The following is a 13,517-nucleotide window of genomic DNA, read 5'->3' as shown; positions in this document are numbered from 1 at the left end:
CCTGGCGCACTCGCGGAACCCGAGCGACCGGTAGAGCCGGGCGGGCACCGGGTAGCCGACGTCGCCGCGCGGGCTCACCACCGCCCACCGTGCGCCCGCCCGCCGCCTCGGCGATCCAGTCCAGGTCCGGCCGGTACGGCCAGGCCCGCCGGACCGCCCGGTAGCTCTCCTCGGTCACCCTCGACGGATGGAACGCCGCCCGGTGCGCGGCGACGCGTTCCGGGACCTCGCCGTCGCCGACCGCGCGCAGGCGATATCCGGCGGGCGGGCTCGGCTCGGGCAGGGCGTCGTCCAGGTCCATGAGCATGTGCAGGAAGAAGGGCCCCTCGTCCGTACGGCGATAGCCGTGCCGGTGGAGCGCCGGGAACAGGTGCGTCTCGGCGCTGGAGACCGCGACCGTACGGGCCGGCCCCGGTGCCGTCGCGGCGAACCAGTCCAGAACCTCGTCGGCCAGTGCGGGGTGCCCCGGATCGGCCACCAGACCGAGGTGACCGGAATCGGCCCATCCCCAGGCGGCGGTCCGGCCGCCGGCGTCCCAGAGCATGGTCGGCCACTCGTGCTCCCTGCCCGTGTGCTGGAAGCGTTCCCACGCCAGGTCGCCGATGTGCCAGGTCACCCCTGGTGACCACAGCCGGCCGACGAGATCCTGCATCGCGTGCAGGTCCTCCGCCCCGGCGTACGGTCTGCGGTCGAAAGGCGCGGTCGTCATGCCGGCCAGTCTCACCCTGACCGCGGCCCCCTCGCGCGCGGGCTTACAACTGGCCGGCGATGCGGGCGAGGAGCCGGGCGAACTCCGGCGGAGGCGCGACGACCAGCCGGGTCTGCCCGTCGTGGCTGATGAGGTCGGCCTGGATGCGGGTCAGCTTGCCCCGCCGCCACCAGTACACGTGGGGGCTGAGCCCGTCGGGCCGGCCGGCGTGCTCGCGGTGGGCGAAGATGCGCAGGCGCTCGATCGCGCGGACCACGCCGATGCCGGCCACCGGGTGCACCGCGACCATGCCCCGGTGCGGCAGCACGGCGAGCATGCCGTCCTCGGGCACGTCCATGTACGCCGTCAGGCGGCGCAGGTGGGCCGCCGCGCTGGGCGCGGTCAGCAGCGACACCTCGGTCCCGCCGAGGTCGAGCCGCGACACGGTGGGCCGCTCGTCGGTCAGGGCGTTGCCGATGGCCACGTTGAGCGCCTCGGCCGGCGGGATCGGCCAGCAGAACGCCTCCTCGGGGCGTACCGGGCGGGCGCCGATGGTCAGCACCTCGATCAGGTCGGCGCTGAGGTGGCGGCCGATGATCCGGGAGGGGTCGGGGAAGGCCGGGTCGTCGGCGGCGTGGACCCGCGTGCGCAGCAGCGGCTTGATCGGCGTGAGGTTGCAGGCGTCGAACGGCTCGCCCGACACGGCGTGGGCCAGGTGCTCGGAGACCAGCATCGGCCAGTCCTCGCGGGTGCGGCGACCGGCCTCCCTGCGCAGGCCGACGAGGTTCACCACCCGCTCACGCTCGGGCGAGGTCAGCGTCAGCGCCGTGCCGTCGGCCGCGAACGCGCAGGTGTAGCCCATGGTCTCGGCGACCAGGGCCAGCAGGGAGTCGAGATCGACGTCCTCGACGGCTCTCGGGGCGGGATGATCCGGCCGCGTCCGGCTGAGCAGTCGCCGCAAGAGTCCCAACGCACCATCCCTTCGCCACGGCCCGGGCGCATCCGGGCGCGTCTCAGGTTGCCGCGTCAGAGTCGCGGAAGGTGCCCGCGACAGAGCACGATTCGGTCACAATAGCCACATTCGTCTCCAACCACATCGCCATCTGTGGTGTGCCGTGGCCGACGGGCAGGCCCGCGACGGTCGGCACGCCCAGCGGGGCCAGGAGTTCGGCCAGCACGGGCAGCGGGTCGCCGCAGTCCACCCACGATCCCAGCACGATGCCCGCCGCGCCGTCGAGACACCCCGACTGGAGCAGTTGCGTCACCATGCGGTCGATCCGGTACGGCTCCTCGGTCACGTCCTCCAGCAGCACGATACGGCCCTGGGAGCGCAGCGCGTACGGCGTGCCGCACAGGGCGGCGAGCAGGGCGAGGTTGCCCCCGGTGAGCCGGCCCTCGGCCCGTCCCGGCACGATCACCCGGTCGCCCTTGATCGGCGCGGGCGTGCCGCCCTCGAACAGGGCCTCCCGCAGGTGGGCGAAGGTGACCGGCTCCGGCCCCTCCGGGTCGCTGATCGTCGCGCAGGCCGGCATCGGCCCGAACAGCGTCGCAAGGCCAAGCCGGTCGGCGAAGGCCCGGTGCAGCGCGGTGATGTCGCTCGACCCGAGCAGGATCTTCGGACCGGCCGCCGCCATGGCCTCCCAGTCGAGCAGCCCGAGCAGCCGGGTGGTGCCGTAGCCGCCCCTGGCGCAGACGACCGCCGCCACCGCGGGATCGCACCACGCGTCCTGGAGGTCGGCCGCCCGCGCGGCGTCCGGCCCGGCCAGGTAGCCCTGCCGTGCGAGGATCGACGCCCCGTGCACGACCCGCAGCCCGAGCCCGGTCAGGACCTCGGTGCCGCGCTCGAGCCGTACGGGATCGACGGGGCCGGCCGGGGCGACCAGCGCGACGGTGTCGCCGGGCCGCAGCCGCCGGGGCAGGCTCGGGACCGTTACCGAGGCGTCACCGCCCGCCCCGCCGGGGAAACGCTCGCTCACCCTTCAAAGGGTGTCAGACTTAGCGGTATCTATGCGACCTCCGACGCACATCCTCGTGGTCAACGGTGTCAAGGTCCGCCGTCCGGTGTTCGTTGTCGCGGCGCCGCACTCCGGCGCGGACCTGCTGGGCCGTGCCCTCAAGCGCTCGCCCGGCTTCCACGTGACCATGGGCAGGGGCCCGGTGGCCCGGGTCGTCTACGCCTTCGCCAGGAGGCCGTCGATCGCCCGCAGCGGCGGCGCCCCGCAGGTGCTGCGCGACGTGCTGGCGGAGGCGTGGCAGGTGGTCCCGGCGGCGTGCGCGGAGTGCACGGCCACCTGCCGGGAGGCGGGCGGCATCGTCGGCGCGGGGCCCTGCGTCGGGCCGGGCTCGCTGTCCCGGTTCGGCGACGCCAGCCCCGATCTGCTCTACAGCACGCCGGTGCTGCTGCAGGCGTTCCCCGACGCCCGGTTCATCCAGGTCATCCGCGACGGCCGTGACGTGGTCGCCGACATGCTCGCCGACCCCGCGTGCATGACCTGGGTCAAGCCCCACATGCTGAGCGAGGACGCCGAGTTTCCCAACCCGTTCCTCGGCGTGCGCTCGGCCGAGCACCGCGAGCGCTGGGCCGGGATGCCGCCCGCGGGCAAGTGCGCCCTGCGCTGGCGCGGCGCCGTACGGCTGAGCGCCGCCCTGCGCCGCGAGCTGCCCGGCGAGCACCTGCTCACCCTGCGCTACGAGGACATCGTGGCCTCGCCGGGAGAGGCGATCGACGCGGTGTCGTCCTTCCTTGAGGCCAAGATCTCCATGATCGCGCTGTACGGCGCGACGGTCCCCCGGCCGGGAAGCTGGCGCAGGCGGCTGTCGGCCGAGGACGCCGAGCTGGTGGAGAAGGTGGCCAGGGAGGAGCTCACCCGCCTCGGCTACCGCTGAGAGGCCGTCTCAGGAGCCGCCCTGGCCCGAGGCGGTGAACTGGGTGCGGTACAGCTCGGCGTACGCGCCGCCCCGCTCCAGCAGCTCCCCGTGCCGGCCGCGCTCGACGACCCGGCCGTCCTCGACCACCAGGATCGTGTCGGCCTCGCGGATGGTCGACAGCCGATGAGCGATCACCAGCGAGGTCCTTCCCCGCAGGGCGGTCTTCAGCGCCTGCTGCACCGCGGCCTCGGACTCCGAGTCGAGGTGGGCGGTGGCCTCGTCCAGCACCACCACCCGCGGCGCCTTCAGCAGGAGCCGGGCCAGGGCGATGCGCTGCTTCTCCCCTCCCGACAGCCGGTAGCCGCGGTCGCCGACGACCGTCTCCAGCTCCTCCGGCAGGTTCTTGACCAGGTCGGCGATCTGGGCGGCGCGCAGGGCCTCCCAGATCTCCTCGTCGGCCGCCTCAGGACGGGCGTAGCGGAGGTTGTTGCCGATCGTGTCGTGGAACAGGTGGGCGTCCTGCATGACCACTCCCACCGTGTCCCTGATGTCGTCGAGGGTGGCGTCGCGGACGTCCACGCCGTTGATGCGGACGGCCCCCTCGTCCACGTCGTACAGCCGGGACACCAGTGAGGTGATGGTCGTCTTGCCCGCGCCCGAGTGGCCGACGAGCGCCACCAGCTCGCCCGGGTGCGCGGTGAACGACACACTCTTGAGCACCTCCTGCGAGGGCCCGGTGTCCGGGCGGGCCACCGACTCGAGCGACGCCAGCGACACCTCGGAGGCCGCCGGGTAGCGGAAGCGCACGTCGTCGAACTCGATCGTGACCGGCCCCTCGGGGATCGGCCGCGCGTCCGGCTTCTCGGCGACCATCGGCTTGAGGTCGAGCACCTCGAAGACCCGGTCGAAGCTCACCAGCGCGGTCATCACGTCCACGTGGACGTTCGACAGGCTGGTCAGCGGGCCGTACAGGCGCATGAGCAGGGACGACTGGGCGACCAGGGTGCCGAGCGCGAAGGCCCCCGAGATCGCGAGCACGCCGCCGAGACCGTAGACCAGCGCGGTCGCCAGCGCGGCGACCAGGCCGAGCGCGATGCGGAACACCGCGCCGTACATGGCGACGATCACGCCGACGTCGCGGACCCGGCCCGCGCGCTCCGCGAAGTGGACCGCCTCGTCGCCCGGCCTGCCGTACAGCTTGGCGACCATGGCCCCGGCCACGTTGAACCGCTCGGTCATCACCGAGCTCATCTCGGCGTCGAGCTGCATCTGCTCACGGGTCAGCGCGGACATCCGGCGGCCGACCCACTTGGCCGGGAAGATGAAGATCGGCAACAGGACCAGCGCGACCAGCGTGACCTGCCACGACAGCACGAGCATGGTGGCGAGCACCATGACCAGGCTGATGACGTTGGACACCACCGACGACAGGGTGCTGGTGAGGGCCCGCTGCGCCCCGATGACATCGGTGTTCAGCCGGGAGACCAGCGCGCCGGTCTGGGCGCGCATGAAGAACGCGACGGGCATCCGCTGCACGTGGTCGAAGACCTCGGTGCGCAGGTTGTAGATCAGGCCCTCGCCGATGCGGGCGGAGTACCACCGCTGCAGCAGGCCCAGCCCGGCGTCCAGCACCGCCAGCGCCCCGATCGCCACGGCGAGCCACACCACCACGTCGACCCGCCCGGGGGTGATGCCGTAGTCGATGATCGCCTTCATCAGCAGCGGGTTGGCGACCACGATGACCGCGTCGACCACGACCAGCGCGAGGAACCCGGCGATCTGGGCGCGGAACGGCCGGGCGTAGCCGGCGATGCGCCGGACGGTCCCCGGCGCGATCCGCTCCTTCGTCACGGAGCTGTCACGCCGTAAGGACCGCATCACCTGAAGGCCGTAGCCCCCGTTCATCATCGACATATACCGTTCATCCTCCCAGCCGTGCAGCGGTGGGAGGACTCCCCCGATTCCCCCGTCAGCTCGAAGCGAACAGACCTGTCGGTCAGTTCGGTCCGAACAGTGCCTTCAGTTCGACCTGAGCAGTGCCCTTCAGTTCGATCCGAACAGTGCCCGGATGCGCGTCGCCTGCTCGGCCCGCTCGGCGGCGGCCTGCTCCTCCAGCGTGCGTCCCGGCGCGGCCTGCAGCAGCCTCTTGGTGGCGGCCGCGGCGGCGCGGTCGGTCGCCAGCAGCGCGGCGGCCAGGTCCTGTACGGCCTGGGTCAGCTCGGACGCGGGCACCGCGATCTCGGCCAGGCCGAGCCGTACGGCCTCGGCGGCCCCGACGGTACGCGCGGTCAGGCACATCTCGATGGCCCGCGGAACCCCCACGATGTCGGCCAGGGGCTTGGTCCCGGTCAGGTCGGGAACCAGCCCCAGCGCGGGCTCCTTCATGCAGAACTTCACGTCGTCCGCGACGACACGCAGGTCACACGCGAGTGCGAGCTGGAAGCCCGCCCCGATCGCGTGGCCCTGCACGGCCGCTATCGACACGATCTCCGGCCTGCGCAGCCACAGGAAGCCCTTCTGGGCCTCCGCGATCCGCTGCTCGAACTCGGTGTCGCCGAGCGCCGCGGCGCTCGCGAACGATCCCTGCCCGGGAACCCCCTCGGGCGTGAACATGCGCAGGTCGATCCCGGCTGAGAAGGACGGCCCCTCGCCTCTGACCACGACCACTCTCACCTGCTCCGGAAGGGTCTCCCCGATCCGGGCCAGGGCCGACCAGGTCGCGAACGTCTGCGCGTTGCGCTTGTCCGGCCGGTCCAAAGTGACGGTCGCGATCTCGCCGTCCACCTCGAAGCGCAGTCCGACCTCGGCCGGCGCGGCCGCCGAGATCGTCGACACATCGGAGCCCTCGCCCGTCTCACGGGCGTGCTCCCGATTCCCCCCCATTGCCGCTTCCGCCATGCCCTGCTCCTGCGTCCGGTGCGGAGCGACGTCGCCTCGCACGGCCGGTCCGGTGCGGCGCACCGTCCGTGCCGGGGCGTCCGCCCTCCTGTTCATCCCGCGGTCGCGCCCGAGCTTACCGAATATCGTTCTGGCGAGTCGGACGCGACCGCTCCTCCTGCAGGAACGAGCGGCTGCGGTCGCGCGTCTTTGAGGTGGATCTCTAGCGCTTGGACTTGCCCCGGGTCGCGCCGCCGCGCCCGCGCAGAGTCACGCCGGACTCGCTCAGGATGCGGTGGATGAACCCGTACGAGCGGCCGGTGGAAGCAGCCAGAGCGCGGATGCTCTCACCCGCGGAATAGCGCTTCTTGAGATCAGCGGCCAGCTTTTCCCGGTCGGCCCCGGTCACCCGGGTGCCCTTCTTCAGAGTCTCGGCCACGAGTACCTCCTGTAGTGCCAGACTTCCGCAGCGTTACTTCAGCCCATGATCAGTCATTTCGACGGGATCGGCTACCTACTCCGCGGGAAAAGATCCCTACCCGCTCAAATTAAGATCAGGCAAGCGCCACAAGATCGGAAAATTCGTCACTCCATGCGTCTTCTACTCCGTCTGGCAACAGAATCACCCTATCGGGCTTGAGCGCCTCCACGGCGCCCTCGTCGTGCGTGACCAGCACAATCGCGCCCGTGTAGGAGCCGAGGGCCGCCAGCACCTGATCGCGGGATGCCGGATCGAGGTTGTTGGTGGGCTCGTCGAGCAGCAGCACGTTGGCGCTCGACAGCACCAGCGTCGCGAGGGCGAGACGGGTCTTCTCGCCGCCGGACAGGACCCCGGCGGGCTTGTCCACGTCGTCGCCGGTGAACAGGAACGACCCCAGCACCTTGCGCAGGTCGACGTCGGCCATGTCGGGCCCGGCCGACCGCATGTTCTCCAGGACCGTGCGCCCGGGGTCGAGCGTCTCGTGCTCCTGCGCGTAGTAGCCGAGCTTGAGCCCGTGGCCCGGCATGACCTCGCCGGTGTCGGGCTTCTCGATGCCCGCGAACAGGCGCAGCAGTGTGGTCTTGCCCGCGCCGTTCAGGCCCAGGATGACAACCCGCGAGCCCCGGTCGACGGCGGCGTCGACGTCGGTGAACACCTCCAGCGAGCCGTACGACTTGGACAGGCCGCGGGCCGTCAGCGGGGTCTTCCCGCAGGGCGCGGGGTCGGGGAAGCGCAGCCTGGCGACGCGGTCGGAGCGCCGCTCGCCCTCGACGCCGGAGAGCAGCCGCCGCGCGCGCCGCTCCATGTCCTGGGCCGCCTTGGCCTTGGTGGCCTTCGCCCGCATGCGGTCGGCCTGGGACAGCAGGGCGGACGCCTGCCGCTCGGCGTTGGCCCGCTCGCGCTTGCGCCGCTTCTCGTCGGTCTCCCGCTGGGCGAGGTAGGCCTTCCAGCCGACATTGTAGGTGTCGATCACGCAGCGGTTGGCGTCGAGGTGGAGCACCCGGTTTACCGTCGCTTCAAGAAGGTTTACGTCATGGCTGATGATCACCAAGCCGCCCTGGTGCGAGCGCAAAAAATCACGAAGCCAGCCGATCGAGTCCGCATCGAGGTGGTTTGTCGGCTCGTCAAGCAGGAGAGTCTCCGCTCCGGAGAACAGGATGCGGGCCAGTTCCACCCGGCGTCGCTGGCCGCCGGACAGGGTCTCCAGCGGCTGGCCGAGGACGCGGTCGGGCAGCCCGAGGCTGGAGGCGATCGAGGCCGCCTCCGACTCCGCCGCATAGCCGCCGAGGACGTGCAGGCGGTCCTCCAGGCGGCCGTACGCGCGCACCGCCCGGTCGCGTACGCGCTGGTCGTCGGCCGCCATGCCGGCCTCGGCCTCGCGCAGTTCGCGGAGCACGTCGTCGAGGCCGCGCGCCGACAGGATCCGGTCGCGCGCCAGCACGCTCAGGTCGCCGGTGCGGGGGTCCTGCGGCAGGTAGCCGACGCTGCCGGAGATCGTGACCGTGCCCGTGGCGGGCAGGCCCTCTCCGGCCAGGACCTTGGTGAGGGTGGTCTTGCCGGCTCCGTTGCGGCCGACCAAACCGATCTTGTCGCTCGGGTTCACCCGGAACGAGGCGCCCTCGATGAGCAGGCGCGAGCCGGCGCGAAGTTCGATGTCGGTTGCGATGATCATGATGAAGGGGACACTCCCGTAGGTGATGAGGTCAGGATCGGCACCGGGAGCGATCAATCGGGAGCGCGCATGGGCTCAAGTGTAGTGCCGCCGCATCCACCACCGCCTGCGGAGAAACTCTCGCGGCCGGTCAGGGGTCGAGCAGGTGGATCCGTACGGCGCGGAACAGTGCGGGGGCGCCCTCCAGGACCGTCAGCCGGGGGTCGGGGACGGTGAGGAAGGGGCCGGTCTCCAGCGCGAACAGCGGCGCGAGGCGCCGGTCCCGCCTGATCTCGTCGATCGAGCGCCGGTCTCCGCCGAGCACGACGGCCTCCAGGTCCGCGAGCCCCGGCAGGAGCACCCGGACGGCCACGTCGGCGGCGGCCCGCAGCGCCTCTGCCGACTGCTTGTCCCTGCGCCGGGCGAAGCGCTGCTGCGACCACCCGCCCGCCGCGCTGCGCCCGTGGACCTGGCGCGAGCCGACCTTGCCGCTGACGAGGCGGGCGCCGGTGAAGACGCCGGCGGCGTGACCGCCGAGCCGGGCCAGCAGCACGCCGACGGTCCGCTCACGGCACACGTGGGCCACCAGCGCCGCCGCAGGCGGAGGAAGGCGGAACTCGCCCTCGCGCCCGCCGCCATCCTCACCATCGCGGGAGGGGCGCAGCGGCGGGAACGGCACAGGGCACTCGGCGACCGCGCCGTCGGCGGCGTCGAGACGGACCAGGTCCGGCAGGACGACGGCCTCGATCGCGCCGTGCCGCTCGGCGAAGCGCGCGATCCACCCCGCGAGCCGCTCGGGGGCGACCGAGACCCATCTGCCGCCTCCCGCGGCGGGCCGTGCCGTCATGGCTGATCAGCCTACTCGTGCACCCGTCTGTCGGATTCCGTCCAACTGACGGGGAAATATAGGTGAATTTCCTCCTGCGGACGTCAACGTCCGGGGCCCGGCGTCCCACAATTCAATCGTGTCGCTCCCCTCCCCCTCGGCGGCGCCGCACGCCGCGACCCCTCAGCACGTCCCGGCGCCCGGCCCGGCCCCGGCGACCCCGTTCCCCCCGGACACCGCATGGGAACACGGCCCGGCGAACACCGCATGGGAACACGCCCCGGCGAACATGGTGCGGAGGTACACCCCGGCGGCTGCCGCCCAGCCGTACGACCAGCGCGCGTACACCCCCGCGCCCGGCTTCCCCGGCCCGGCCGCTCCGCTCTTCCTCCCGGTGGTCGACCTCGACACCGGCGGCGCCGTGGCCATCGAGGTGATCTCGGAGGGCGCCTCCTCCGGCGGCCCGGGGGTGACGGGCACGGTGAACAGCGTGCTGGCCGCCGCCCGCGAGGAGGCCCTATTGCCGCTGGTCCTGCCGATCTCCGCCGCCGCCGTGGCCGGGGGTTCGGCCGGCCTCGCGCCGCTGCACGAGGCGATGCGCGTGTGCAACCGGCGCCCGCGCGAGGTCATCCTCGTGATCGAGGGCGATTTCGCGTCCGTGGAGCGTACGGCCCTGCTGTCCGGGATCGACGGCCTGCGCGCGGTGGGCTACCTCATCGCGTTCGGCGGGATCGGCACCGCCGCGCTGCCGCTCGACCTGCTCGCCGACGCCTCGCCGTACGTGATCGCGCTGTCCGCCGACCTGGTGGTGCGGGGGCCGCGCGATCCCCGGCGCGGCGCGCTCGCGGAGTCGCTGGTCCGCCTGGCGCGCGGCGTCGGCGCGCACGTGCTCGCCCCGGGCGTGCGGGACGAGGCGCAACTGGCGGCCGTACGCGGCTGGGGCATCAGGCTCGCGCAGGGTCCCCTGCTCGCGCCGTCCGACTGGCGGCCCACCCACGGATACAACCGCGTCCACGTGCCGCTGCCGGTGCCGGAGGCGGCAGCCGTCAACGCCGCGCTGGGCCCCCGGGTGCAGGAGTTCCTGCTTCCGGCGGTGACGCTGCCGGCCGAGTCGACGGCCGAGGAGGTGGTCGCCGTGCTGAGCGCCGAGCCCTCGATCACGAGCGTGATCCTGGTGGACGAGTATCAGCGGCCGCAGGGCAGCATCGATCGCAGCCGGTTCCTGCTCTTCATGGCCGGGGCGTACGGCCACGCGCTGCACGCGAAGAAGCGGGCCGGCCGCCTGGCGGACACCGCGAAGATCGTGGCGAAGACGACCCCCGTGGTCGCGGCCATGCAGGTGGCGGGACGGGACAACGCCCGCGTGTACGACGACCTCGTGGTGGTCGACGAGGTCGGCAGGTGCATGGGCGTGGTCCGGGTCGGCGACCTGCTGCGGCACGCCGCCGACCTCCAGCCGCAGCCGGCCCGCTGAGACCGCCACTGGATCGCGACTGAGGGTGCGTCCGGCGGGTCTGCGCGAGCGTTCCTCACGCCCGCACCACGTCGCCGACCGCACCCCCGCCCCCGTCGAGGCCCACGTGCCGGCCTGCCGCCGCACCGGCCGTCGCGGCCCTGCCCACACCGCCGAGCAGACCGGGGTGCCCGGACTGGACCGTCTCGCGGATCCTGCGCCGCCGTCAGGTGCCTCGTCTGCGACGGAGGGCGGCCGGCGCGCTCACGCCGGACCCACGGATGAGGCCGGTCAGGGCGATGGTCACATGCCGACCCGGTCCTTCACGAGCCGCACACATGCGGCCGCGACCCATCTCGGCCAGGTCAGCTCACCCGGGATGTAGATCCAGTAGCTGGACCCGCCGCAAGAGCTGTAGTAGCCACCGCTCTCGCTCTGGCACAGCGACGGGAGGTACTGGCCCGCGTAGAGCGTCGTGATGACGTAGCCGGACGTGGTGCTCTTCTGGGACCGGATGGAGACGGCGCTGACCCCCGGCGCCGGAGTGACAGAGCAGGTGACCGCGCCGGCCGGGTGGGCCACGAAGAACACCGAGGCTGTCGCCGCCATCATGGTCACCGCGGTGGCGGCGCCAACACGTCTTTTCGATGTCGTCATTGCTTCCTCTCCCTGGCGGTGCGTCACGGCGCACCCGCCGACGATCGGGGACCAAGCCGGGATCGGCTCCGGTTGAGGATCGGACGGGCCGGTATATGTGAGGTATAGGCCCCGGTAGAACGCGGGCCGCCACGAGGCTACGTCCGGCCTCGCGCAGGTCCCACGGGCTGCTCGTGATCGCACTGGGGTACGGCCCGGCGCGTGTCACCGACCCGCCGGCCACGTACAGCTAGAGCCAGCCCTGCGCCTGGGCCTTCTGGACGGCCTCGATACGGTTGCGCGCCCCGGTCTTCTGGATGGCCGCCGACAGGTAGTTGCGCACCGTGCCCTCCGATAGGTGCAGCCGCAGCGCGATGTCGTTGATCGTCGAGCCGTCCGCGGCGGCGGACAGCACGTCGCGCTCGCGCGGCGACAGCGGGTTCGGCCCGGCGCTGAGCGCGGCGGCGGCCAGCCCCGGATCGATCACGCGCTCGCCCCGCAGCACCCTCCTGATCGCCGCGGCCAGTTCGCTCGCGGGGCTGTCCTTGACCAGGAAGGCCACCGCCCCCGCCTCCATCGCGCGGCGCAGGTAGCCGGGCCGGCCGAACGTGGTGAGGATCACCACCCGGCATTCCGGGACCCGGCGGCTCAGCTCCTCGGCGGCGGCGATCCCGTCCCTGCCGGGCATCTCGATGTCGAGCAGCGCGATGTCCGGCCGGGTCGCCTCGGCGACGGTGATCGCCTCGTCCCCGTTCGCCGCCTCTCCGACCACCTCGATGTCGGGCTCCAGGCCGAGCAGGGAGGCGAGCGCTCCCCGCACCATGCTCTGGTCCTCCGCCAGCACCACCCTGATCACTCGCCCAACCTATCCGCGATCATCTCCGCCGTACGCTCCAGGGGCGGCGGAACCGCGACCCGCACCCGGAACCCCTGTTTGCCCGCCTCGACCTCCAGGTTCCCGCCCGCCGCGCGCACCCGCTCGCCGAGCCCGGTGAGGCCGTTGCCCGGCTCGTACGCCCCGCCGCCGCCGTTGTCGGCGATCTCCAGCACCGCGCCCTCCTCGCCGTACGACACGTCGATCTCGCAGCGGGTGGCCCCGGAGTGCCGTACGACGTTGGTGGTGGCCTCGCGTACGGCCCAGCCGAACAGGCCGTCGAGGTCCTCGGGCAGCGGAGTGCCGCGGGTGCGCACGGTGAGGGCGACGTCGGCGGCGCCCAGCGCCGACCTGGCGCCGTCGATCTCCTCCGACAGGCGGCGCCGGCGGTATCCGCTGACGGCCTCGCGCACCTGGGCCAGCGCCTGTCGCGCCACCGACTCGATGTCGGCCACCTCCCCTGTGGCCTTCGGCGAGCCCTGCTCGCCCAGGCGGCGGGCCAGCTCGCTCTTGAGCACGATGAGCGAGAGGCTGTGTCCCAGCAGGTCGTGCAGGTCGCGGGCGATCCGCAGCCGCTCCTCCGTGGCGGCCAGCCGGGCCACCTCGCTCTGCGCCTGCCTGAGCTGGACGACGAGGACGCGGGTGTTGCGGACGCTCATGAACAGCACGCCGAGCGTGACGACCTGCAACACGAGCGCCCACAGCGTGCCGTCGTCGGCGCCCATGACCTTGCCCTCGACGACGACGAGCGCGGCCATGGCTGCGACACCCAGCAGGGCGCGGCGGGGCGGCAGTCCCATGGCGTAGACGACCACCAGGTAGACCGGCAGGGTCAGCCAGGAAGGACTCCGGAAGATCAACGGGAAGACGGCCCCCATCGCCGTCGCGACGCCGAGCAGGGGGAACATCCACCGGGGATGGTCGTCAAGGGCGCGCGGCCCCAGCACGACCGTCAGGTAGACGGCCACGAAGACCGCGAGCGCGGCCATCCGCCAGACCGCCTGCGCGCCGCTCACCGTGCCGTCGACCACCTCGGACACCGGGTAGAAGAGGTAGATCAGGCCCAGCGACATGCCCATCAGGCGCCTCAGGCGGGAGGGACGGTCGTCCATCCCGCCGAAGGTGAACACTCTGGCCAGCCGGCTCATCCCGCTGTCCCTCCG

13 protein-coding genes are annotated in these 13,517 nt (G+C 72.5%); 3 read left to right on the top strand and 10 right to left on the bottom strand.

What is annotated here, in order from left to right; genetic code table 11:
- Positions 1–187: 187 nt before the first annotated feature.
- Complete coding sequence (locus tag ACQEVJ_RS16405; RefSeq protein ID WP_433101765.1) at positions 188–625, top strand: hypothetical protein; 438 nt, start codon at positions 188–190, stop codon at positions 623–625.
- A 127-nt stretch (positions 626–752) separates the two neighbouring features.
- Here ACQEVJ_RS16405 and ACQEVJ_RS16400 read toward each other — a convergent pair whose 3' ends face one another.
- Together ACQEVJ_RS16400 and ACQEVJ_RS16395 are read right to left on the bottom strand one after the other, a co-directional pair.
- A complete protein-coding gene (locus tag ACQEVJ_RS16400) occupies positions 753–1,658 on the bottom strand; it encodes a hypothetical protein (protein WP_433101763.1) in 906 nt (301 codons plus the stop codon).
- Positions 1,659–1,701: 43 nt separating this feature from the next.
- On the bottom strand, positions 1,702–2,664 hold the full coding sequence (locus ACQEVJ_RS16395) for a S66 peptidase family protein (protein WP_433101761.1): 963 nt from the start codon (positions 2,662–2,664) through the stop codon (positions 1,702–1,704).
- Between the two features lie 31 nt (positions 2,665–2,695).
- On the opposite strand from ACQEVJ_RS16395, the gene ACQEVJ_RS16390 reads away from it, so the two are divergent.
- Positions 2,696–3,574 carry a sulfotransferase family protein gene (locus ACQEVJ_RS16390; RefSeq protein ID WP_433101759.1) on the top strand — a complete coding sequence of 293 codons (879 nt, stop codon included), beginning with the start codon at positions 2,696–2,698 and terminating at the stop codon, positions 3,572–3,574.
- A 9-nt stretch (positions 3,575–3,583) separates the two neighbouring features.
- Here ACQEVJ_RS16390 and ACQEVJ_RS16385 read toward each other — a convergent pair whose 3' ends face one another.
- From ACQEVJ_RS16385 to ACQEVJ_RS16365, 5 genes are all read right to left on the bottom strand, one after another.
- On the bottom strand, positions 3,584–5,470 hold the full coding sequence (locus ACQEVJ_RS16385) for an ABC transporter ATP-binding protein (protein WP_433101757.1): 1,887 nt from the start codon (positions 5,468–5,470) through the stop codon (positions 3,584–3,586).
- A gap of 129 nt (positions 5,471–5,599) precedes the next feature.
- Entirely contained in the window at positions 5,600–6,454 is an 855-nt protein-coding gene (locus tag ACQEVJ_RS16380; RefSeq protein WP_433101755.1) for an enoyl-CoA hydratase/isomerase family protein, read from the bottom strand.
- Positions 6,455–6,656: 202 nt separating this feature from the next.
- The gene (locus ACQEVJ_RS16375) at positions 6,657–6,872 is read right to left on the bottom strand and encodes a helix-turn-helix domain-containing protein (protein ID WP_030507271.1); all 216 of its coding nucleotides are present in this window, start codon (positions 6,870–6,872) and stop codon (positions 6,657–6,659) included.
- Positions 6,873–6,987: 115 nt separating this feature from the next.
- Positions 6,988–8,586, bottom strand: coding sequence for an ABC-F family ATP-binding cassette domain-containing protein (locus ACQEVJ_RS16370; RefSeq protein WP_433101753.1), 1,599 nt, complete (start codon positions 8,584–8,586; stop codon positions 6,988–6,990).
- A 130-nt stretch (positions 8,587–8,716) separates the two neighbouring features.
- Positions 8,717–9,412, bottom strand: coding sequence for an acVLRF1 family peptidyl-tRNA hydrolase (locus ACQEVJ_RS16365; RefSeq protein ID WP_433101751.1), 696 nt, complete (start codon positions 9,410–9,412; stop codon positions 8,717–8,719).
- A gap of 118 nt (positions 9,413–9,530) precedes the next feature.
- Between ACQEVJ_RS16365 and ACQEVJ_RS16360 the strand changes: the two genes are divergently transcribed.
- Entirely contained in the window at positions 9,531–10,865 is a 1,335-nt protein-coding gene (locus tag ACQEVJ_RS16360; protein ID WP_433101749.1) for an EAL domain-containing protein, read from the top strand.
- A 282-nt stretch (positions 10,866–11,147) separates the two neighbouring features.
- Here ACQEVJ_RS16360 and ACQEVJ_RS16355 read toward each other — a convergent pair whose 3' ends face one another.
- From ACQEVJ_RS16355 to ACQEVJ_RS16345, 3 genes are all read right to left on the bottom strand, one after another.
- Positions 11,148–11,501, bottom strand: coding sequence for a hypothetical protein (locus ACQEVJ_RS16355; protein WP_433101747.1), 354 nt, complete (start codon positions 11,499–11,501; stop codon positions 11,148–11,150).
- A 229-nt stretch (positions 11,502–11,730) separates the two neighbouring features.
- Positions 11,731–12,336, bottom strand: coding sequence for a response regulator transcription factor (locus tag ACQEVJ_RS16350; protein ID WP_433101745.1), 606 nt, complete (start codon positions 12,334–12,336; stop codon positions 11,731–11,733).
- Entirely contained in the window at positions 12,333–13,502 is a 1,170-nt protein-coding gene (locus ACQEVJ_RS16345; RefSeq protein ID WP_433101743.1) for a sensor histidine kinase, read from the bottom strand. The genes ACQEVJ_RS16350 and ACQEVJ_RS16345 overlap by 4 nt, the downstream gene beginning before the upstream one ends.
- Between the last annotated feature and the right edge of the window lie 15 nt (positions 13,503–13,517).

It is taken from the genome of Microbispora sp. CA-102843, from assembly GCF_050936215.1.
Lineage (GTDB): Bacteria > Actinomycetota > Actinomycetes > Streptosporangiales > Streptosporangiaceae > Microbispora.
This window is presented reverse-complemented; position numbering and strand designations above follow the sequence as displayed.